General features: G+C 68.7%; 19 protein-coding genes. 10 read left to right on the top strand and 9 right to left on the bottom strand.

Going from position 1 to position 20,297, the window contains the following annotated elements:
- Nucleotides 1–66: 66 nt before the first annotated feature.
- The gene (purM, locus tag BLU62_RS18815; protein WP_074851281.1) at nucleotides 67–1,179 is read left to right on the top strand and encodes a phosphoribosylformylglycinamidine cyclo-ligase; all 1,113 of its coding nucleotides are present in this window, start codon (nucleotides 67–69) and stop codon (nucleotides 1,177–1,179) included.
- Between the two features lie 372 nt (nucleotides 1,180–1,551).
- Here the strand turns inward: purM and BLU62_RS18810 are convergent, their stop codons facing one another.
- The 3 genes from BLU62_RS18810 to ygfZ all read right to left on the bottom strand — a co-directional run bounded on the left by BLU62_RS18810 (nucleotide 1,552) and on the right by ygfZ (nucleotide 3,688).
- Nucleotides 1,552–1,728 carry a DUF3073 domain-containing protein gene (locus BLU62_RS18810; RefSeq protein WP_006435696.1) on the bottom strand — a complete coding sequence of 59 codons (177 nt, stop codon included), beginning with the start codon at nucleotides 1,726–1,728 and terminating at the stop codon, nucleotides 1,552–1,554.
- Nucleotides 1,729–1,822: 94 nt separating this feature from the next.
- The gene (locus tag BLU62_RS18805; RefSeq protein WP_074851280.1) at nucleotides 1,823–2,500 is read right to left on the bottom strand and encodes an MOSC domain-containing protein; all 678 of its coding nucleotides are present in this window, start codon (nucleotides 2,498–2,500) and stop codon (nucleotides 1,823–1,825) included.
- 3 nt (nucleotides 2,501–2,503) lie between these two features.
- Nucleotides 2,504–3,688, bottom strand: coding sequence for a CAF17-like 4Fe-4S cluster assembly/insertion protein YgfZ (gene ygfZ / locus BLU62_RS18800; protein WP_074851277.1), 1,185 nt, complete (start codon nucleotides 3,686–3,688; stop codon nucleotides 2,504–2,506).
- A gap of 73 nt (nucleotides 3,689–3,761) precedes the next feature.
- On the opposite strand from ygfZ, the gene BLU62_RS18795 reads away from it, so the two are divergent.
- The 5 genes from BLU62_RS18795 (at nucleotide 3,762) to cydC (ending at nucleotide 10,947) form a co-directional block, all read left to right on the top strand.
- On the top strand, nucleotides 3,762–4,631 hold the full coding sequence (locus BLU62_RS18795; protein WP_074851276.1) for an aminodeoxychorismate lyase: 870 nt from the start codon (nucleotides 3,762–3,764) through the stop codon (nucleotides 4,629–4,631).
- A gap of 207 nt (nucleotides 4,632–4,838) precedes the next feature.
- Nucleotides 4,839–6,419 (top strand): cytochrome ubiquinol oxidase subunit I, encoded by a 1,581-nt coding sequence (locus tag BLU62_RS18790; RefSeq protein ID WP_074851274.1) that lies wholly within the window; start codon nucleotides 4,839–4,841, stop codon nucleotides 6,417–6,419.
- 27 nt (nucleotides 6,420–6,446) lie between these two features.
- Complete coding sequence (cydB, locus tag BLU62_RS18785) at nucleotides 6,447–7,529, top strand: cytochrome d ubiquinol oxidase subunit II (protein WP_074851273.1); 1,083 nt, start codon at nucleotides 6,447–6,449, stop codon at nucleotides 7,527–7,529.
- Complete coding sequence (gene cydD, locus BLU62_RS18780) at nucleotides 7,526–9,250, top strand: thiol reductant ABC exporter subunit CydD (protein WP_074851271.1); 1,725 nt, start codon at nucleotides 7,526–7,528, stop codon at nucleotides 9,248–9,250. The genes cydB and cydD overlap by 4 nt, the downstream gene beginning before the upstream one ends.
- On the top strand, nucleotides 9,232–10,947 hold the full coding sequence (gene cydC / locus BLU62_RS18775; protein ID WP_074851270.1) for a thiol reductant ABC exporter subunit CydC: 1,716 nt from the start codon (nucleotides 9,232–9,234) through the stop codon (nucleotides 10,945–10,947). Before cydD ends, cydC begins: the two co-directional genes overlap by 19 nt.
- 422 nt (nucleotides 10,948–11,369) lie before the next feature.
- Here the strand turns inward: cydC and BLU62_RS18770 are convergent, their stop codons facing one another.
- The 3 genes from BLU62_RS18770 to BLU62_RS18760 all read right to left on the bottom strand — a co-directional run bounded on the left by BLU62_RS18770 (nucleotide 11,370) and on the right by BLU62_RS18760 (nucleotide 14,002).
- Nucleotides 11,370–12,869 carry an aldehyde dehydrogenase gene (locus BLU62_RS18770; RefSeq protein ID WP_074851269.1) on the bottom strand — a complete coding sequence of 500 codons (1,500 nt, stop codon included), beginning with the start codon at nucleotides 12,867–12,869 and terminating at the stop codon, nucleotides 11,370–11,372.
- Between the two features lie 136 nt (nucleotides 12,870–13,005).
- Nucleotides 13,006–13,641, bottom strand: a complete 636-nt coding sequence (locus BLU62_RS18765) for an LON peptidase substrate-binding domain-containing protein (RefSeq protein ID WP_074851268.1) — start codon at nucleotides 13,639–13,641, stop codon at nucleotides 13,006–13,008.
- A gap of 52 nt (nucleotides 13,642–13,693) precedes the next feature.
- Nucleotides 13,694–14,002, bottom strand: coding sequence for an antibiotic biosynthesis monooxygenase family protein (locus tag BLU62_RS18760; RefSeq protein ID WP_074851267.1), 309 nt, complete (start codon nucleotides 14,000–14,002; stop codon nucleotides 13,694–13,696).
- A gap of 84 nt (nucleotides 14,003–14,086) precedes the next feature.
- Between BLU62_RS18760 and BLU62_RS18755 the strand changes: the two genes are divergently transcribed.
- A complete protein-coding gene (locus BLU62_RS18755) occupies nucleotides 14,087–14,914 on the top strand; it encodes an alpha/beta fold hydrolase (RefSeq protein ID WP_074851266.1) in 828 nt (275 codons plus the stop codon).
- 62 nt (nucleotides 14,915–14,976) lie between these two features.
- Here BLU62_RS18755 and BLU62_RS18750 read toward each other — a convergent pair whose 3' ends face one another.
- Together BLU62_RS18750 and BLU62_RS18745 are read right to left on the bottom strand one after the other, a co-directional pair.
- Nucleotides 14,977–15,903, bottom strand: coding sequence for a hypothetical protein (locus tag BLU62_RS18750; RefSeq protein ID WP_074851265.1), 927 nt, complete (start codon nucleotides 15,901–15,903; stop codon nucleotides 14,977–14,979).
- A 165-nt stretch (nucleotides 15,904–16,068) separates the two neighbouring features.
- Nucleotides 16,069–16,962, bottom strand: coding sequence for an HhH-GPD family protein (locus BLU62_RS18745; protein WP_074851264.1), 894 nt, complete (start codon nucleotides 16,960–16,962; stop codon nucleotides 16,069–16,071).
- On the opposite strand from BLU62_RS18745, the gene BLU62_RS18740 reads away from it, so the two are divergent.
- Together BLU62_RS18740 and BLU62_RS18735 are read left to right on the top strand one after the other, a co-directional pair.
- Nucleotides 16,961–17,611: a carbonic anhydrase gene (locus BLU62_RS18740; protein WP_074851263.1), complete on the top strand. Its 651-nt coding sequence runs from the start codon at nucleotides 16,961–16,963 to the stop codon at nucleotides 17,609–17,611. The two genes, BLU62_RS18745 and BLU62_RS18740, sit on opposite strands and share 2 nt — an antisense overlap.
- A gap of 124 nt (nucleotides 17,612–17,735) precedes the next feature.
- The gene (locus BLU62_RS18735; RefSeq protein ID WP_074853015.1) at nucleotides 17,736–18,506 is read left to right on the top strand and encodes a lipase chaperone; all 771 of its coding nucleotides are present in this window, start codon (nucleotides 17,736–17,738) and stop codon (nucleotides 18,504–18,506) included.
- 63 nt (nucleotides 18,507–18,569) lie between these two features.
- Here BLU62_RS18735 and disA read toward each other — a convergent pair whose 3' ends face one another.
- Nucleotides 18,570–19,655 (bottom strand): DNA integrity scanning diadenylate cyclase DisA, encoded by a 1,086-nt coding sequence (disA, locus tag BLU62_RS18730; RefSeq protein ID WP_074851262.1) that lies wholly within the window; start codon nucleotides 19,653–19,655, stop codon nucleotides 18,570–18,572.
- A gap of 104 nt (nucleotides 19,656–19,759) precedes the next feature.
- Between disA and BLU62_RS18725 the strand changes: the two genes are divergently transcribed.
- On the top strand, nucleotides 19,760–20,290 hold the full coding sequence (locus BLU62_RS18725; RefSeq protein WP_074853014.1) for a PaaI family thioesterase: 531 nt from the start codon (nucleotides 19,760–19,762) through the stop codon (nucleotides 20,288–20,290).
- Nucleotides 20,291–20,297 lie beyond the last annotated feature (7 nt).

Below are 20,297 nucleotides of genomic sequence, written 5' to 3'. Positions count from 1 at the left end.
TCCGGTACCGTGTGATCGTCGGCGAACACGCCGAGAACAACTTTTCGACAAGGGGTGCTTGCGGAGATGACGGAGCGGGATGCGGCTGCCGACGAGACGACGGGCGCCACGCCGGCGGCCTCGTACGCGGCGGCCGGAGTCGACATCGACGCCGGTGAGCGGGCGGTGGAGCTCATCACTCCGCACGCCAAGAGGGCCTCGCGTCCGGAGGTCCTCGGCGGCATCGGTGGCTTCTCGGGCCTCTTCGCACTGAAGGGCAACTACCGCGAGCCGGTCCTCGCCGCCGCCAGCGACGGCGTCGGCACCAAGCTCGCCATCGCGCAGGCGATCGACAAGCACGACACCGTCGGACGCGACCTCGTCGCCATGTGCGTCGACGACCTCGTCGTCTGCGGAGCCGAGCCGCTCTTCCTCCAGGACTACATCGCCGTGGGCAAGGTGGTCCCCGAGACCGTCGCGCAGATCGTCGCCGGCATCGCCGACGGCTGCGTCGAGGCCGGATGCGCGCTGCTCGGTGGCGAGACCGCCGAACACCCCGGACTCATGCAGGACAACCACTACGACCTGTCGGCCACCGCCGTCGGCGTCGTGGAGTCCGACAAGGTCCTCACCCCCGACCGTGTCCGTGCCGGTGACGTCGTCATCGCCATGGGGGCGTCGGGCCTGCACTCCAACGGCTACTCGCTCGCCCGCAAGGTGCTGCTCGAGTGGGGTCACATGGACCTCTTCGGCCACGTGGAGGAGTTCGGTCGCTCGCTCGGCGAGGAACTGCTCGAGCCGACCCGCATCTACGCACGCGACTGCCTGGCGCTGATCGCCGAGGCCGACGTGCGGACCTTCGCGCACATCACCGGCGGCGGACTCGCGGAGAACCTGGCCCGCGTCATCCCGCAGGGGCTCGTGGCCGAGCTGGAGCGCAACACGTGGACCCCGGCGCCGATCTTCGCTCTCATCGCGCAGCGCGGACGCGTCGAACAGCTCGAGATGGAGCGCACCTTCAACATGGGTGTCGGCATGGTCGCTGTCGTCGCCCCGGAGGACACCGATCGCGCACAGGCGGTTCTGACCGCGCGCCACGTGGACAACTGGGTGCTCGGCACCATCAAGCGATCCAACGACCCCAAGAGCACCGAGTCGGGTGCGCGCGCCTCACTGGTGGGCGAGCACCCGCGCTTCTGAGCGGTGCTGCTGCGAGCCCGAGGCTCGCAACGCCTCTCGCACGACGAACGCCGAAAGCGGCGGGGACCATTCGGTTCCCGCCGCTTTCGGCGTTGTTCGCTCGTCGGCACGATCGCCGCTCGTCACCCACGACACTCGTCGCCCGGAAACAGACAGCACTGAGCGGCGATACCCGTCGGTGGTTGACACCGCGGCGAGCATCGCCGTCTGTCATGAGAACGACCCCGTACGCACCAGACGGCCGCAATCACTTGCGGCCGCCTGGTACGTACGAAAAGATCAGCCCGCGTTACCGCGGTTCCGCTGAGCGGAGAGGTCGTGGGTTGAGATCGGGTGCCTGAAGATGAGGTCGGCACCCGCGAGTGGCGCGCCTCAGGCGCGTCGCCACTCGTCCTCGTCAACCCATTCATCCACCGGATCCGGACGATCTACCGAGCTGGTCTGCCCGGACAGCTCACGCTGCAGGCTTTCGAGATCGGTGTTCGGAGTGGAGTACTTCAGCTGACGAGCAACCTTCGTCTGCTTTGCCTTTGCCCGGCCGCGGCCCATACGGGACCCCCTCGCAAAATGACGGGGCGGCCAACAATTTGGCGGCCCCGTTCTCTTGAAGTAATTCTGTCGTGCTGACCAGTCTAGCGCGCCTCTAGGATTTGTGTGCCACGCCCTGCCTCGCCACGCCGCGGCTCCTATCTGTCCTGGTCACGACGCGCTGTGCCTCACGTCGCACCTTGGCGGGCAGATCGTCGTGCTCGAGGAGCGCCCGGATCGCCTCGGGATCGCCGTGGGCGAGGAGATGCCGTACCCGTACGCCGTGGTCCGGACGGTGGACAACCGTCACGGAATCGCCGGCGGCCACCGTACCCGGCTGGAGAACGCGCAGGTAGGCGCCGAAATCCGCCTGATCCATGAACCGCTTGACCCATCGGGGCTCGCCCGCCCACACCGCGAAGGTGCGGCACGGGACCCGCGGGATGGTGGTCTCCAGGACGAGACCGTCGTCACCGACCTGCCACCGCTCACCCACGAGCGCGTCCGTGACGTCGATCCCATCGATACGGAGGTTCTCACCGAACCAGCCGTAAGGAAGCTCACGTCCGAGTTCGCCGGCCCAGCGTCGTGCGTCGGGTTCGGCATACGCGTAGACCGCCTGATCGACACCGCCGTGGTGCTTCTTGTCGCGCACGTGGTCGGCGGCCAGACCCAGCTCGTGCACCTCGGCACGACCGGTCAGCGGGCGCTTGTCGATCGCGGACGGGCCGATGCCGTCGAGAACGACGTCCTGGCCGGCCGCGCAGACGGCCAGCACGGTACCGGTGCCCACGCGTCAGGCGCCCGGGCCGCTGCGCAACCGCTCGACGGCGGCGCGGCCGGCCTGGACGTGATCGTCCTCGCGGATGGAGTCGGGGTCGATACGCGCACTGATCGGTTCGTGCGTGTCCGGTTCCGCCGATCCGATCAGCAGCTCCGCGTCGGCGCCGACGTTGCGCTTGACCAGAGCGAGGGCGATCGGGCCCCACTCGTAGTGGTCGATGACCGTGCCCAGCCGTCCGACGGTCCGGCCGCCGGCGGTGACCGGGTCGCCGATCGCCGGGCGCCGATCCGAACTCCCGTCGAGGTGCAGCAGCACCAGACGTCGTGGGGACTTGCCGAGATTGTGGACGCGCGCGACCGTCTCCTGGCCGCGGTAGCACCCCTTGTCCAGGTGGACGGCACCCTGCTCGGCCGGGCCGCCGATCCAGTCGACCTCGTGCGGGATCGTCCGTTCGTCGGTGTCGGCGCCGAGGCGGGGGCGGCGGGCCGCGACCCGCAGGGCGTCGTGGGCCCAGCTGCCGGCCATCCGGGCGCCCGCCTCGACCACGGCGTCCCACCAGCGGAGCAGCACGTACTCGGGTATGACGAGGTCGACGACGGGCAGATCGCGGTGTTCGCCGATCGGCGGCATGCGTCGCCAGAAGCCCAGTGGCTCGTCCTCGTGATGCGTCTCGGGCAGACTGCCGGCCTGGTAGATCTCCGCATCGGCGTCGATCTCGAGGAGCTCTGCCACCGGCCCGGACACCGCGCCGGGACCGATGAGGGTGATGACCTTCATGTCCGGGCGCGCGGCCGGCTCGGCCTTGGCCCAGAACACCATCCGGGTGAGGAACCCGAGCAGGGCCTCGCCGCGGGCACCCTCGGTGTCGATCCAGGTGACGCCGTCGATGTCGGTCAGGACGAAGTGCTCTTCGACGCGGCCGTTGGCGTCGAGGGAGAGATCCTCCGCGCTACGGCGGTCGGGGAGCGCGGCGACGTGCTGGCTGGAGATGGTGTGCAGCCAGCTCAGGCGTTCGGCGCCCGGGATCTCGATGACCGAGCGGTCGGACCGGTCGACGACGATGACGCCGGTGGCGGCGGCCCGCTGCTCGGAGAGTGGATCACCGAAGTGCCACGGGGTCTCCGATGAGTGGAACTCGCCGGGGCCGGGTACCGCCCCGCCCTCGGAATGCCTGGTCAGGATGGGTGAACGGCTCACGGGTCGATTCTACGGGTCGGTTCGGCAGCAGGGGTGCGGAGCGGGGTCGGCGACCCCGTGGGATCCTCATGCCATGTCGGATTCGATCCTGCTCACCCTCGACGGCACCCAACACGATGCCGATGCACCTTTCCTCCACGCCGATGACCTCGCGGCGGTCCGCGGCGACGGGGTCTTCGAGACCCTGCTCATCCGCGCGGGCCGGGCGCGCGGTGTGCGACTGCACCTCGAACGCCTCGCACGCAGCGCGACCGCGATGGAGCTCCCGGCGCCGGATCCCGGCGAGTGGCGCGACGCCATCGACACCGCGGTCAAGCTGTGGAGCGAGGATCACGGGACGTCGGACGAGGCCCTGCTGCGGCTGGTCTACACCCGCGGGCGCGAACACGGATACGCGCCGACGGCCTATCTGACCGTGGAACGGGTGCCCGAGCGGGTCGCCTCCGCGCGGGCCGACGGTGTCTCGGTGGTCACCCTGGATCGCGGTTTCTCCATCGACCTGGCCCCGAAGGCGCCGTGGCAGCTGCTCGGCGCCAAGACGCTGAGCTACGCCACCAACATGGCCGCACTGCGTCATGCGGCCTCCGAGGGCTACGACGACGTCATCTTCGTCAGCAGCGAGGGAGCAGTGCTCGAGGGCCCCCGGTCGACAGTGGTCGCGGTGTACGGCGACACGCTGGTCACCCCGCCGACGGAGATCGGCATCCTCGCCTCGACGACCGCCCGCGCCGTCTTCGACCTCGCCGACGCCGAGGGCTGGAAGACGAAGGTCGAGATCCTGCGCCCGGAGGACCTCGTCGCGGCCGACTCGGTCTGGCTCGTCAGCAGTGTCACCCTCGCCGCCCGGGTCACGCATCTCAACCGGTACGTGATGCCGGTGCCGGCCGATACCGACCGATTTTCCGGTTTGGTGGACCGCGCCATCGCGGTGGGAGACGATTGATCCCGGTCACTCCCATCGGATTCCGGGTCCGCGTCACTCGTGATCACGGGTGAGAGGGAATGCACCACCGGTGACGGCTCGACGGGACCTTTGGCGCTTGAAGGAGGTCGGTGACCAGGCGTAACGTCGCGCTCAGCGCCTACTACCCGAAGTAGTAGGCGACTTCGGCACTTGCCGGCTGAGCCGGTGACCTGATTCGAGGCAGATATGGACGCACTGGACGTCTCCAGATGGCAATTCGGTATCACGACGGTCTATCACTTCATCCTGGTTCCGCTGACCATCGGTCTCGCGCCGATGATCGCGGTGATGCAGACGGTCTGGCATGTGACCGGCAACGAGCAGTGGCTTCGCGCGACGAAGTTCTTCGGCAAACTCTTCCTGATCAACTTCGCCCTGGGTGTCGCGACCGGCATCGTCCAGGAATTCCAGTTCGGTATGAACTGGAGCGAGTACAGCCGGTTCGTCGCGGACGTGTTCGGCGCCCCGCTCGCGATGGAAGGGCTCGTCGCGTTCTTCCTCGAGTCCACCTTCATCGGACTGTGGATCTTCGGCTGGGATCGGCTGCCGCGCAGAGTTCACCTGGCGTGCATCTGGCTCGCCTCGGCGGGAGTCATCGCCTCGGCGTACTTCATCATCGCGGCGAACTCGTGGATGCAGCACCCGGTGGGTGTGGTGTGGGACGACACGCGAGACCGCCCGAGGATGAACGACTTCTGGGCCGTGATCACGAACAGCACGACACTGGCGGCGTTCCCGCACGTGATCGCCGGCGCATTCCTCACCGCGGGCACCTTCGTCGCCGCCATCGGTTGTTGGTGGATGGCCCGGAACATGTGGCGCGCAAAGAAACTCCGTGAGGCCATCGAGACCGGTGACACCTCGGAAATGCCCAGGACGACCTCGCCCAGCCACATCGACGCCACCCCCGAGGATCTGGAACTCGACGCCCGGCGCTTCTGGCGGCCGGTCACCCGGTTGGCTCTCTGGGTCGTGATCGCCTCCGGGGTGGGGTTGTTCATCACCGGCGACATCCAGTCGCAGATCATGTTCAACCAGCAGCCGATGAAAATGGCTGCGGCGGAATCACTGTGCGAGACCCAGACCGGCGCCGGATTCTCCGTGCTGGCGATCGGGCGACAGAACAACTGCGACAACATCGAGCACGTCATCGAGATCCCGAAGATGCTGTCGTTCCTGGCCGATCACAGTTTCGACAGCACCCTGCAGGGCGTCGAGGAACTGCAGCAGCAGTACACCGAGGCGCTCGCGGGACAGCCGGGTGTGCCCGCAGGACAGAACTTCGCCCCGAACCTCTTCGTCACCTACTGGAGTTTCCGGGCGATGATCACCTGGGCTCTCGGGTCGGTCGTGGTGGCGCTCGGTGGACTCTGGCTCACGCGTCGCAAGCGAGTCGTCGAGTCCCGCAGGTTCGGCACTCTCGCGCTGTGGATGATCCCGACTCCGTTCCTTGCCAACAGTTCTGGCTGGATCTTCACCGAGATGGGCCGTCAGCCGTGGGTCGTCGCGCCCAACTGGGAGAACGACCTGGACCCGATGCGGATCAACATGCTCGTCCAGAACGGCGTCTCGAACCATACGGCGCCGACGGTGTGGGTGACGCTGATCGGCTTCACCCTGCTCTACGGCGCGCTCGGTGTCGTGTGGTTCATGCTCCAGCGGCGATATGTCATCGAGGGGCCGGCCACCTACGACTCCAGACCGCCGGGATACTCCGACCCCGACGCGGACAGCGATGAGCCCAAACAGCTCTCGTTCGCGTACTGACGGCCGACCCAACCATAGGAGAGACCAGTGGGACTTCCGGAAGTCTGGTTCCTGATCATCGCGGTGCTGTTCGTCGGCTACTTCGTCCTCGAGGGGTTCGACTACGGCGTCGGGATGCTGATGCCCTTCCTCGGCCGCAGCCACACCGGCGGCGATGCGCGGGTGGCGCCCGATGAGCCGGCCGCCGACCCCGACACCCGTCGGCGGGTGCTGCTCAACACGATCGGACCGGTCTGGGACGGCAACGAGGTGTGGTTGATCACCGCGGGTGGAGCGTTGTTCGCCGCCTTCGGCGGCTGGTACGCGACCATGTTCTCCGCCTTCTACTTCGCGTTGTTCCTGATCCTGATCGGCCTCATCACGCGGGTCTGCGCCATCGAGTGGCGCGGCAAGATCGACAACCCGAGATGGCGGATGTGGTGCGACGTCGGGATCGGACTCGGCTCCTGGATTCCGGCCATCGTGTGGGGTATCGCCTTCGCCAACGTGGTCCGCGGTCTGCCGATCGACGCCGACGCACAGTACACGGGCGGATTCCTCGACCTGTTCAACCCGTACGCCCTGCTGGGCGGTCTGACCACGCTGCTGGCGTTCCTGACCCACGGTGCCGTCTTCCTGTCGTTGAAGACCGACGGCGCGCTTCGCGAGGACTCGATGCGCTACGCATCGCGGCTGGCGATCCCGACGCTGGTCGTCGCCGGCGCGTTCCTGCTGTGGACGCAGTTGGCCTACGGCAGTGCGTGGACCTGGATTCCGGTGCTGATCGCCGCGGCTGCCGCCCTGGTGATGGTGGGTGCCACGCAGGTGCGCAAGGAGGGTCTGGCGTTCGCCGCCACCTCGATCGCCATCGTGGGCACCGTGGCGACCCTGTTCGGGTCGCTGTATCCCGACGTGCTGCCGTCGACCATCAACCCGGCGTACGACCTCACCATCGACAACACCTCGTCGAGTCACTACACCCTCGTCGTCATGACCTGGGCCGCCGTTCTGGTCACACCCGTCGTGATCGCGTACCAGGCCTGGACCTACTGGGTGTTCCGCAAGCGCCTGTCCGTGGAGATCATGCCCAAGCCTGCGGGGTTGCGATCCTTGCGCGCCTTCGGCGAGTGACGCCGCAGGAACCGTCGGCGGCCGCGCGGCGGGGTGCCGCCCGGCCGCCGGTCGATCCGCGCCTGCTTCGGTACTCGCCGACAACCCGCCGATACGTTCTGGTCACGGCGGCGTTCGCCGTCGCACAGGTGATCGCGATCATCGTCGCGGCGGCGATGGCGGCTTCGATCCTCTCGGAGCTGATCGTCTTCCCGGATCTCCGATCGTTCGATGCGCAATGGGTGCACCTGGTCGTCCTCGCCGGCGCGATGGCGGCCCGCGCCGCGATGGCCTACGGGCACGACCGGTACGCCCACCGTGCGGCGGAACTGGCGATCGCGGAACTGCGGGCCGAGGCACTCGACGTGCTCACCGATCCGCGCCGGACCTCGCCGCGAGCACTGCTGACCCTGCGCGAGCATGCCGCCACGGTGCTGTTGCGGGGTCTCGACGCGCTCGGACCGTATCTCTCCGGCTACCTGCCCGCACTCGTGACCGCGGCGATCCTGACGCCGACGGTGACCATCGTGATCGCCTTCGCCGACTGGCCGTCGGCGCTGATCATCCTGATCACGTTGCCGCTCATCCCGATCTTCATGATCCTCGTCGGCCTCATGACCCGCGACCGCACCAGCCGCAAACTGGCGACGATGAGCAGGCTGACGGCGCAACTGCTGGATCTGATCGCGGGCCTGCCGACGCTGCGGGCGCTGAACCGGGCCGAGACCCCGGCCGCCCAGGTCGCCGAACTCGGTGAGGCGCACCGGCGTTCCACGATGAGCTCGCTGCGGGTCGCGTTCCTGTCGGGAGCGGTTCTCGAACTGCTCGCGACGCTGTGCGTCGCCTTGGTCGCCGTCGGTATCGGACTGCGCCTGGTCTTCGGCGAGATGTCGCTCTACGCCGGTGTCTTCGCGCTGATCCTGGCACCGGAGGCGTACCTGCCGCTGCGGCGCGTCGGCGCCCAGTTCCACAACTCCGCCGACGGTCTCACCGCCGCCGAGCAGGTGTTCGAGCTGATCGATTCGCCCGACGAGCCGGCGCCCATGCCGGTCACCGGTGGCCGTGGGATCACCGTCGCGGGCGCACCGATCACGATCCTCGACCTCGGCGTCCACGGCCGCGACGGCTGGGCGCCGGAATCGCTGCGCGCGACCATTCCGCCCGGCTCGGTCACGCTCTTCACCGGGCCCAACGGCTCGGGCAAATCGACCACGCTCGCCGCGATCATGGGGTTGCTGACCCCCGACGACGGGTCGGTGCTCATCGGGTCCATCCCGGTGGCACACGCCGATCCCGGGATCCTGCACGAACAGATCGCCTGGCTACCGCAACAGCCCGTCATCGTGCCGGGCACCGTCGGGGAGAATGTCGAACTCTTCGGTGCGCTGGGCCGGGACGCCGCCGAATCCGCGGCTGCGGCCAGCGGATTCGACACCGTGGTGCTCGAACTGCCGGAGCGACTCGACACCCCGCTCGGTGCGGGCGGCGTCGGGCTCTCCGCCGGCCAGCGGCAGCGCCTCGCGCTCACCCGGGTGCTGGCGTCACCGGCCCCGCTGCTGTTGCTCGACGAGCCGACCGCCCACCTCGACGAGGACTCCGAACGTGCGGTGCTGACGGCACTGCGTGAGCGTGCGCGCGCCGGTGACACCGTCATCGTGGTGGCCCACCGTGGTATCGCGCGTGAATTCGCCGATCAGGTGGTCGAATTCGACGGAGGTGTGGCATGCGCGACGACCCACTGATCCGGGCTCTGGGGTTCCTCGGGCTGCGCCGGGGCGCCGTCGCCAAGGCGTTGCTGCTCGGTGTCGGCGGTTCGCTGTCGGCGCTCGGCCTCGCGGCCCTGTCGGCGTGGTTGATCACCCGCGCGTGGCAGATGCCGCCGGTGCTGTACCTCTCGGTCGCCATCACCGCCGTTCGGGCGCTGGGCATCTCGCGCGGACTGTTCCGTTACCTCGAACGGCTCGCCACCCACGACCTCGCCCTGCGCGCGATGACCACCGCTCGCGAGCGGGTGTACACGGCCCTCGCGACCGGATCGCCCGCGTACTCGGTGACCCTCCGGCGGGGAGACCTGTTGACCCGCACCGGTGATGACATCGACGAGATCGGCAACGCCCTCATCCGCGGACTGATCCCCATCGGTGTCGGGGTGACGACGGCGGTGGCCGCGGTCGTCGTGATGGCGTTGGTGTCGTTGCCCGCCGCCGGGGTACTGGCTCTCGCTCTCGTCGTCAGCGGTGGCGTGGCGCCGTGGCTCGCGGCCCGCGGTGGCGCCCGCACCATCCGGGACGGATCGCAGGCGGCGACAGAGTCCGCGGAGGCCACGACGACGGCGCTGTGGCATGCGTCCGAACTCGTCGTCGCACGTCGGCGCGGAGCACTGCTCGGGTCTGCCGCGGACGCTGATCGTCGGCACCTCGCGGCCACCGACCGGGGCCGGAGACTGGAGGCGGCCGCGGCCGCGGCCACCCCGCTCGCGATGGGCGCGTCGCTGGTGGCGGCCTGCGTGATCGCCATCCAGTTGGCATCGCAGACAACCGGTTCGATTGCCGGGGTCGCCTCCGGGGAGGGGCTCACCCCGATGATCCTGGGTGTCCTGGTCCTCCTGCCGTTGTCGGCGTTCGAGTCGACCGCGCCCCTGACCGAGGCCGGACTGCAGATCGAACGCAGCCGGCAGAGCGCGGCCCGGGTCATGACCCTGGTCGACGGCGCCCACGCCGATCCGGCCGAACCATCCGGGGCTGATGTGGCGATACACCGCGGGATGGTCGAGGTCTCGGCCGACGGACTGCGCTGGGGTCGTCCGCAGCGCGACGTCCTCGGACCCGAGGGCGGCCTCGACCTCGACCTGCGGCCGGGAGCGCGACTGGCGGTGGTCGGACCCAGCGGCGTCGGGAAGTCGACGCTTCTGCTCACCCTCGCCGGACTGCTCAACCCGGTGGACGGGGACATCGCCTGCGTCGACGTGGTGAATCGAGCTGCCGTCGGACTCCGCTCGGCCGGTTGTTACTTCGCCGAGGAGGCGCATCTCTTCTCGACGTCGGTCCGCGAGAACATGCGCGTCGCACGCGGTGACGCCACCGATGAGGAGATCCGCGCGGCGCTGACGACGGTGGGCCTCGACGGTTGGGTCTCGCGGCTCACCGACGGTCTGGACACCACGCTGTCCGGCGGGGCCGAGGCGGTCAGCGGCGGCGAGCGACGGCGCCTGCTGCTGGCCCGGGCGCTGCTCCACCCGGCGCCGATGGTCCTCCTCGATGAACCGACCGAGCACCTCTCCGCGGACGACGCCGACGACCTGCTCCGCCGCCTCCTCGGCGTCGAGGACGATCTCTTCGGACCCGAGCGGATCGTCGTGGTCGTGACGCATCAGCTCCCTGCTGACGTGGGCGAGGCGCAGGTGGTGGAGCTGGCGTCTGCCGCCGCACGGGACTTCTGACCGCCGAACCTCAACTCGACTGGCATACTTCGATCGAAGTCTGGAAGTCGGGTTGACGTCGACCGGTCGTGGGAGGCGGGCGTCGGGGTGAGGTCGCGCGCGACATCAATCGGGCCTGGCGACGTCGGTGGGTGTCGCGGCCCCGGAGCGATGTCGCGCGCGACATCAATCGGGTGGGTGTCGTTCCTCGCGGGGCCTTCGTGGCTCGTCGCTTTCGCTCCTCGCGCCTCAGGCGGCGGTGGGGTGGAGCGCTGTCGACAGAGTGCGTGCTGAGTGTCGGAAACCGGCACTCCTTCCGCACTTTGGTGGGACTTCTGACCGCCGAAGTCGACCGGTCGTAGTGGGGAGCCTTGTATCACAACGGAATCGGGGCCGGACGCATGGCGTCCGGCCCCAGATCTTCCCCCGTGAGAGGTGAGGGTCTAGCTGCTCGAGACCTCGTAACCCATCGGCAGCATCGTCGACTTGTGCTCGAGGAAGGACTCCAGGCCTTCGCGGCCGTTCTCGCGGCCGATGCCGGAGTTCTTGTAGCCGCCGAAGGGCGACTCGGGATCGATTGCATACCAGTTGATCCCGAAGGTGCCCGTCCGGATCCTCGTGGAGATCTCGATGCCGCGCTCGACGTCGGCGGTCCACACGGTGCCGGCGAGTCCGTAACTGGAGTCGTTGGCGATGGCGACGGCCTCGTCGACGTCGTCGTAGGCGATCACCGACAGGACCGGACCGAAGATCTCCTCCTGGGCGATGGCCATGTCGTTGGTGACGCCGGTGAAGATCGTGGGCGTGAGGAAGTAACCCGAGTCGAGCCCCTCGGGTCGCTCGCTCTCGAGAGCCGGTGTGGCACCGGCCTTCTTGCCGATCTCGATGTACTCCTCGACCTTCTGACGCTGCTTCTCGGTGATCAGCGGGCCGAGCTGGGCTTCCGGATCGGAGGGCAGGCCGACCTTCATGGCCTTCGCCGCCTCGACCATCGCCCCGACGATCTCGTCCTGACGGCTGCGCGGCACCAGGATTCGGGTCTGCGCGACACAGGCCTGACCGGTGTTGAACAGGCCGAGGAACGTCAGCATGAAGGCGTTCGCAGCGATGTCGACGTCGTCGAGCACGATGGCCGCGGACTTGCCGCCCAGCTCCAGCGAGCAGCGCTTGAGGGTCTCGGCGCAGGCCGCGCCGATGGCCTTGCCCGCGGCGGTCGACCCGGTGAAGGTGATCTTGTCGACGTCGGGGTGTGCGACGAGCGCCTGGCCGGTCTCGGTGCCGCCGGTGACCACCGAGATGGCCTCGGCGGGCACGCCGGCCTCGATGAACAGCTGGGCCACGTAGTTGCCGGTGAGCGGGGTCTCCGGGGCGGGCTTGAGCACCACCGAACATCCGGCGGCGAGCGCCCCGCCCATCTTGTTGCAGGTGATGAACAGCGGGACGTTCCAGGCGCAGATGGCGCCGACGACGCCCACCGGCTCACGTGTGATGCGGGTGGTGCCGAACAGGCCGGTGCGGTACTCCTCCCACTGGTAGTCGCGGGCGGCGTTCGCGTAGGCGCGCAGGACGCCGGTGCCGGGCAACTGCTGCAGGGTGGCGATCGCGCTCGGCGGGGCGCCCATCTCGGCCGAGACCAGTGCGGTGATCTCGTCTCCGCGCTCGTCGATCAGGTCGGCGACCTTGGCGATGATGTCGGCGCGCCGGGCCGGGGGCGTCGAACTCCAGACGCCCGAGTCGAAGGCCGCGCGGGCCGCCCGGACGGCGGCGTCGACGTCGGTGGCGTCGGCGTGCGGCACCGATCCGACACGTTCCCCGGTGGCGGGGGAGAAGACCTCGAGGATCTCACTGGAATACGGGTCGACCCATCGGCCGCCGATGAGCAACTGGGGTTGATCCCCGCCGCCGGTGACTGGTGCGGTGTGGGACTCCACGGTCTCGGTCATTACGCGTGTGCTCCTCAGGAGGACGGGTCCTTGCGCCGGTCAGCAGCGGATTTCTCTCCGCACGCGGGCAAGTGTGAACTACGGCACACGCAATACTAGAACACGTTCTAACTTTGGCGCCAGGGGCGGCGGGGAATCAGTCCCTGCCGAAGGCGGCGCGGGCCTCGAGGCCCTCCATGACGTCGTCGAGGACGTCCAGCTGGCCGGCCGCGTCGGCGGCCTCGAGGAGGCGTTGCTGATCGTGCGGCTCGACCTGGAGCCGGTTGGCCCAGCGGTAGATGGGCGAGAGGTCTGCGGTCAGGGGGTCGGCGTCGATGATGTCGAGTGCGGCGAAGATCGTGTCGGCGTCCTTGCCCGCGGCCTCGAGCGTCTCACGCATCACCGCGCGGAGGCGTTGGTCGATCGAGTGCAGGCGCTCGAGGTCGGCCTCGGACGGAGCCGGTTCGGGTAGTGCTTCGACGCGTGCCAGCGGATACGGATCATCGGGGAGCCACCCGACGATCCGGAACCGATGAGTTCCGGTGCCGGACAACAGGGCCCGGCCGTCCGGGAGTCGATCGGTGACGTCGGCGCGTGCCATCGTGCCCACCTCGCAACGCACCTCGCCGCCCCCGACCTCGGAGCCGCGGGCGATCAACACGACGCCGAAACGTACGGTCGATCGCCCGTCGGACTCCTCGATGTGGTCGGTCAGCATCTGCCGGTAGCGCGGTTCGAAGACGCGCAGCGGCAGCTCGCCACCCGGCAGCAGGGCGGTGCCGAGCGGGAACATCGGCGAGACGAACTGCTCGCCGGCCGGGACGGACGGGCTCAGGGGTACTCCGTCAGGCCTTGGGACGCGCGTCGAGGACGACCTCGAACTCGAGGAGGTCGGCACCCGAGGCGACGGGCTTGGCGCGCTCACCCGCATGGGCCTCACGCGCGGGGCCGGATGCCCACGCCTGGAAGTCCTCCTCGGACTCCCACTGCGTCACCACGAAGTAGCGGTCGTCGCCCTTGACCGGACGCAGCAACTGGAAGCCGAGGAAGCCCTTGGAGCCGTCGACGGAGTGTGCACGGTTGGCGAACCGCTTCTCCAGCTCGGGTCCGGCGCCCTCGGGAACGGAGATTGCATTGATCTTCACAACAGACATGCGTCCACCATAGGCGTTCCGGGTGCGTAGGTGACCGACTTGTCCCGCCTCCGGAGCGCGGTGCGGACGGCTACAGTTTCGGCCATGTTCGACACCCAGGCGATCGGCGAGATCGGGCTCCGCGACCACGGGGGCCCGACGACCGTCGACGAGGCGCGCGGCCCGCTCGGCGACGGTTCGACCGCGCGGCCGATCGTCCTGCTGCACGGCCTGATGGGGCGTGGACGCACATGGCGGCGGCAGATCCCCTGGTTGCGCCGATACGGCCGGGTGTTCACCTACGACGCCGCCTTCCACACCGGGGCGGACGTCGGGGAGCCCGGCAGCGCAACGGAACTCGCGACCGAACGGTTCGTCGCCGATCTCGCCGAGATCCTCATCTGGATCGACCGGGGTCCGGCGGTCCTCATCGGACATTCGATGGGGGCGCTCCACGCCTGGTGTGCGGCAGCCGCGTATCCGGAGCTCGTCGAGGCGCTGGTCCTCGAGGACATGGCCCCCGACTTCCGCGGCCGGACGACCACCAACTGGACACCGTGGTTCGAGTCGTGGCCGGAGCGTTTCGATTCCGTGGACGAGGCGATCGCGATGTTCGGTCCGGTTGCCGGCCGGTATTTCTACGAGGCGTTCGACGACGGACGGCTGCACGGACGAATCCCGGTGTGGGGCGCCATCGCCGACGAGTGGGGTGTCCGCGACTTCTGGGCGCAGTGGCGCGAGGTCGCCGTGCCGTCGTTGGTGATCGAGGCCGAACACACCGTGACGCCGCCGGGTCAGATGCGTCGTATGTGCGAGGTCAACGAGCATGCGCGGTATCTGCGGGTCTCCGGTGCCGGGCATCTCGTCCACGACGACGCACCGCACGTGTATCGCGGTGCGGTGGAGGCATTTCTGTCCGGGCTCGACAACTGACGGCCGAAATGACTCGGGGCGCACACGATGTCTCGTGCGCGCCCCGAACGGGTGGATGAGGGTCAGGCGGGATCTGCGGGTGCGATCGGCGCGCCGTTGAGTCGACGCCAGCAGTGCACCAGGAACAGCTGTGCGACCGGGGCGGCGACGATCAGTCCGACGTAGCAGACCAGGACACCGACCAGGTTGATGGCGTAGGTGACCAGCAACGTGATGATCGAGTCACCGACCTTCGACTTCGTCAGCTCGAAGGAGTTCTTCATCGCGTTGATCGGGGACAGGCTCTTGTCGATGGTCGCGACCACCGAGAACATCAGGAAGAACATTGCGATGATCCCGGGGATGATGCACAGCACGTAGCCGATTCCGGTGATGATGCCGACCAGGATCGCCGTGCCGACGACCGGCCCGAAGCGAATCGGGGTCAGGAACGACTTCGCGGTGACCGGCTCACCGTTCGCGACCCGCACCGCGCCCGAGATGATGCTCGCCTGGATGTACAGCAGGCCCACGATGAAAACGAGGTACACCAGGCCGAAGAGGACCGACCCGCCGAAGCCGAGTGTCGTCTCCTCGTAGTAGAAGCCGTTGCCGTAGTCGACCCGCTCGGTGGTACCGAACAGTGCCACCGCCGAGAAGCCCACCGCGATCAGCGCGGCCCCGAGCAGGAACACCACGAGGCCCGGCAGGATCATGGCGCCGACGTTGTTCTTGAACTTGTTGAAAGCCCAGGAGAACGCTTCGCCCACATCGACCTTGGTGCCGGGAGCGCCGGGAGGCACGGGGGCACCGGGGTAGGCGCCCGGGGGCGGCGGAGGCGGCGCCTGGCCGTACTGCGGCTGCCCGAACTCGGGCTGCTGGCCGTACTGCGGCGGTTGTTGCCCGTACTGGGGCGGGGGCTGCTGCCCGTACTGCGGCGGCTGGCCCGGCTGGCCACCCGGCTGCTGCGGGTCCGACGGCGGGACAGGGGGATACGGCGGCTGACTCATGGATCGGGACATTAGCAACGATCCGGGCGTAGCGGGAGACTATCCCCGAACGATCAAATGACTGGTCATCGACGTTGGCACGAATTATGGGTGCTCCTGGGCGAGTTGTCCTCTCGAATCGGCGCCCATCGTCCGGCCTGCGGATATGTGGCGGTGCCGGGCGTGTCAGCCCTCGCCCGCCAGGCAGAAACGCCCGTCGGTGGTGATCTCGACGAGACCGTCGACGAGCAGGGAGTCGAGGGCGCGGTCGCGTTGTGCGGTGTCCGTCGTCCACACCATGTCGAGCCTCGCCCGCTCCACCGCACCGGTGGTGCCGCGCAGTACATCCAGCAGCAGGCCGCGGACCTGGCGGTCGGTGCCGGCGAACTTCTGGGTCTTCCGCGGCGGGCCGGTGTGGGCGGGGCGCCCGAGCCGGACCCAGGCGCAGTCGACGAGAGGGCAGTTGTCGCACTTGGGGTTTCGTGCGGTGCACACCAGCGCACCCAATTCCATGAGCGCCGCGGAGAACCGCGGCGCGCTCGGGGCGTAGCCGGTGTCGGCGGACCTGGGGAGGAGCGCCTCGGCGTCGTCGAGGTCGCGACGCGACGGGTTGCCCGGCTGTTCACGACCGTGCACCGCCCGCGCGACGACGCGGCGGACGTTGGTGTCGACGACGGGGACCGCCTGGCCGTAGGCGAAGCAGGCGACCGCCCGTGCGGTGTAGTCGCCGATGCCGGGCAGGGTCAGCATCGTCTCGACGTCTTCGGGCACCCGATCGTCGTGGTCGCGTGCGAGGACCTTGGAACACTCGTGGAGGCGGAGGGCGCGTCGTGGGTAGCCGAGTTTGCCCCAGGCGCGCAGGACCTCGCCGGCGGACTCGGCGGCCATCGCCGACGGCACCGGCCAGCGCTCGACCCATTCCCGCCACGGTTCGAGGACCCGGGACACCGGGGTCTGCTGCAGCATGATCTCGCTGATGAGGATCTGCCAGCCGGTGCACGACGGATCCCGCCACGGGAGGTCGCGTTCGTGGGTATCGAACCAACCGATCAATCGCTCCGGTGGCACACTATTGAGCATGATCGGAAAGACACCACGTGAAGCCTGGCGCATTCTGCGCGATGGAAACGACCGTTTTGTGGCCGGAGAATCTCAACATCCGAGCCAGGGTATCGAGGACCGTGCTCGACTCGCCGACGGGCAGCACCCGCACGTGGTCCTGTTCGGCTGTGCGGACTCCCGTCTGGCCGCGGAGATCATCTTCGACCAGGGCCTCGGCGACATGTTCGTCGTCCGCACCGCAGGCCACGTCATCGATTCCGCCGTCCTCGGCTCGCTCGAGTACGCCGTGGAGGTCCTCGGGGTCCCGCTGATCGTCCTCCTGGGCCACGACAGCTGCGGCGCGGTGAAGGCGACGCTGGACGCCCTCGACGACCTGCAGATCCCCGGTGGTTACATCCGCGACGTCGTCGAGCGCGTCACGCCGAGCATCCTGGCCGGACGCAGCGAGGGCCTCACCCGGGTCGACGAGTTCGAGGCCCGTCACGTCGTCGAGACCGGACGCCTGCTCATGCAGCGCAGCCGGATCATCGCCGACCGCATCAGCACCGGGAAGCTGGCGATCGTCGGTCTGACCTACAAGCTGAGCGACGGCCAGGTCAACCTCGAGTCCGTCTACGGCGACATCGGCGAGAAGCCGCGCGCCGACGTGGTGGCCGAGAGCGCCTGAGTCTCCGGGCGGCCCCGAGCCTGAAGGCGAACTCTAGACTTTGCCTGCTCGGGGTCGCTTTTCGGTGGCGACACGCCGCACGTGATCAGCCGGAAGTCAAGTTCCGGCCGTTAGCGTTGTGGGCGTGATCGAACCCCAGGGCCCGCTGCCACCCGAGATCTACTGGCGACGACGCGTCGTCGCCGGGGGTGGCGCGCTGGTCGTCGTGGGGTTGGTCGTCGCACTGATCGTGTGGATGACGTCCGGGGGTGACGCTCCGCAGAACGCCGCGGCAACGTCGTCCGTCCCGAGCAGCGCGGCCCCGTCCTCGGAGTCGGCACCGCCGTCGTCCGAGCCGCCGGCCGCAGGTGCAGGCGGAGCCGGTGGTGCTCCGGGCGACAATGCGCCCCCAGGCGGTGGGGCGCCGGGCGGCGCGCCCGCGTCGGCATCCTCACCTCCGGAATCGGCGAGCCCCGCCGGTGTCCCCGGCGCGCCCGGGGGTCCCAACCTCTGCCCGGATCAGGCGATCTCGGTGGTCCTCTACACAGACAAGCCGACGTACACGATCGGCCAGCAGCCCGTCTTCACGATCGTCACCACGAACGCCGGACTGTCCGAATGCACGCGCGATGTTGGCAAGTCGGTACAGAACGTCGTCGTCCGAACCCTCGACGGTTCGCGCACGCTGTGGACGGCGCGAGACTGTTCGCCGCTGGACACGGTGAACAACGTGGTCCTCAAGCCCGCTCAGCAGGTCAAGGACACCATCACCTGGTCGGGTACCACCAGCAGCCCCGGCTGTGAGCGTCCGCGGAACCAGGTGCCCGCCGGTTCCTACTCGGCGATCGGCAAGATCGGTGAGCGCGAATCGTTCCCGATCACCTTCAACATGGTCGCCCCGGCGCAGGAGCCCTGATCGACCCACAGCAGTGATCGACCAACAGCACTGATCGCCTGGAGCCCCGAATTCTTCGGGGCTCTAGTCGTATCGCTCGATGCTCGTCTCCGCGAGGCGGGACAGGCCCTCGCGGATGTGCCGCGCCCAGATGCTCCCGATGCCCTCGACGGCCTGCAGGTCGGCCGAGGTGCTGGCGAGCAGCGCCTGCAGGGTGCCGAAGCTGCGGACGAGCCGGTCGACGTGTGCGAACTGCAGGCGGGAGATCCGGGCGAGCAACCGGTAGCCGCGCGGACTCATGGCGTTGTCCTGGGCCTCGATGGTCGTCGGGTAGCCGAAGGCGCCGGCGAGCTGGGTGAGGTCGAGGAGGTCGGCGTCGCTGAGTCCCTCGATGACCTCGAGTGCCTGGCGTACGTCCTCGGCGGTGGCCGGTTCGGGGCTGGCGAAGTAGTCGCGGACGAGGAGTTCGCGCATCGTGTCGTTGTCGCTGATGAGCTCCTCGAGCTGCAGGCTCACCTGCCGGCCGTTGGTGCCGAGCTCCAGGACGTACTCCTCGATCTCGACCGACACGCGCCGCACCATCTCCATCCGCTGTGCGGTCGACATGGCGTCGCGGAGCAGGACGTAGTCCTCGATCTCGGCTCGCGACAGCGCGGCGATGACCTCGTCGAGGCGTGCCTTGTACCGCTCCAGGGTCGCCAGGGCGACGTTCGCGCGCGACAGGATGGGGTCGGGGCTCTCCACGACGCGGCGGGCGCCGTCGACGTAGACGCTGACGATCGACATCGACGCGCTGACCGAGATGACCGGATGACCGGTCTGGATCGCGGTGCGTTCGGCGTTGCGGTGCCGGGTACCCGACTCCTCGGTGGGGATCGAGGGATCCGGCACGAGCTGAACGTTGGCGCGCACGATGCGCTTGCCGTCGGTGGAGAGGACCACCGCCCCGTCCATCTTGGCGAGCTCGCGCAGGCGCGTCGGGGCGAATTCGACGTCGAGGTGGAAGCCGCCGTCGCAGATCTTCTCCACGTCGGAGTCGTGCCCGAGCACGATCAGGGCGCCGGTGCCGCCGCGCAGGATTCGTTCCAGGCCGTCGCGCAGCGGGGTGCCCGGCGCGACGCGCGCCAAGGTCTCACGCGTGAGCTCGGACTTCACCACTTCGGCAACCATGTCTCCCCTTCGCAACCGGGTACTCCCCGGCAGTCGACGCCCGTCGAAGCAGGTCGTCGCAACGGTGACTAGGGTACCGGGATGTGAAGAGCAGCAGTTTTGTGGTGCCCGACGAGCTCGACGTGCTCGAGCGCCACCCGAAGACCTCCAAGCCGGGCGAGCTCATGCGCCCCCACAACATGACCTGCTTCGGTTGCGGTGCGGAATCGCCGCACGGCCTGCACCTCGAGATGTACGCCGGCGAGGGCTTCACCGTGGAGGCGAAGATGCCCGTCGAGCAGTGGATGGAGGGCGGCCCGGGCGTGATCCACGGCGGCATCCTCTCCAGTGCGTTCGACGACGTCATGGGTATGACGCCGCGACTTCTCGGCCCGGCCGGGGTGACCGTCCACCTCCAGGTCGATTTCATGAAGCCGATCCCGGTGGGCAAGACCCTGCATCTGCGGGCCGAGATCCTGGGTAAGCAGCGTCGCAAGATCTACACCGAAGGTGTTGCGCACCTCGGTGATCCGGAGCGTCCGGTCGCACGTGCGAACGGCGTGTTCGTGACCGTCGACGTCCGCGAGCACTTCGCCGAGCACGTCGAGAACAGCGCGAAGGCCGCCGAGTACCTGGGCGGCAAGCCGCAGCTCTGAGACCGCG

Origin of the sequence: Gordonia westfalica (genome assembly GCF_900105725.1) — a bacterium.
Lineage (GTDB): Bacteria > Actinomycetota > Actinomycetes > Mycobacteriales > Mycobacteriaceae > Gordonia > Gordonia westfalica.
Note: the sequence above shows the minus strand (reverse complement) of the source record. Positions and strands in the feature narration are given on the sequence as shown.

Bases quoted from the DNA above. Each gene is read 5' to 3' on its own strand.
- purM (WP_074851281.1), top strand. From the start codon at position 67: ATGACGGAGCGGGATGCGGCTGCCGACGAGACGACGGGCGCCACGCCG.
- BLU62_RS18810 (WP_006435696.1), bottom strand. From the start codon at position 1,728: ATGGGCCGCGGCCGGGCAAAGGCAAAGCAGACGAAGGTTGCTCGTCAG.
- BLU62_RS18795 (WP_074851276.1), top strand. From the start codon at position 3,762: ATGTCGGATTCGATCCTGCTCACCCTCGACGGCACCCAACACGATGCC.
- BLU62_RS18790 (WP_074851274.1), top strand. From the start codon at position 4,839: ATGGACGCACTGGACGTCTCCAGATGGCAATTCGGTATCACGACGGTC.
- cydC (WP_074851270.1), top strand. From the start codon at position 9,232: ATGCGCGACGACCCACTGATCCGGGCTCTGGGGTTCCTCGGGCTGCGC.
- BLU62_RS18770 (WP_074851269.1), bottom strand. From the start codon at position 12,869: ATGACCGAGACCGTGGAGTCCCACACCGCACCAGTCACCGGCGGCGGG.
- BLU62_RS18765 (WP_074851268.1), bottom strand. From the start codon at position 13,641: ATGTTCCCGCTCGGCACCGCCCTGCTGCCGGGTGGCGAGCTGCCGCTG.
- BLU62_RS18760 (WP_074851267.1), bottom strand. From the start codon at position 14,002: ATGTCTGTTGTGAAGATCAATGCAATCTCCGTTCCCGAGGGCGCCGGA.
- BLU62_RS18755 (WP_074851266.1), top strand. From the start codon at position 14,087: ATGTTCGACACCCAGGCGATCGGCGAGATCGGGCTCCGCGACCACGGG.
- BLU62_RS18750 (WP_074851265.1), bottom strand. From the start codon at position 15,903: ATGAGTCAGCCGCCGTATCCCCCTGTCCCGCCGTCGGACCCGCAGCAG.
- BLU62_RS18740 (WP_074851263.1), top strand. From the start codon at position 16,961: ATGATCGGAAAGACACCACGTGAAGCCTGGCGCATTCTGCGCGATGGA.
- BLU62_RS18745 (WP_074851264.1), bottom strand. From the start codon at position 16,962: ATGCTCAATAGTGTGCCACCGGAGCGATTGATCGGTTGGTTCGATACC.
- disA (WP_074851262.1), bottom strand. From the start codon at position 19,655: ATGGTTGCCGAAGTGGTGAAGTCCGAGCTCACGCGTGAGACCTTGGCG.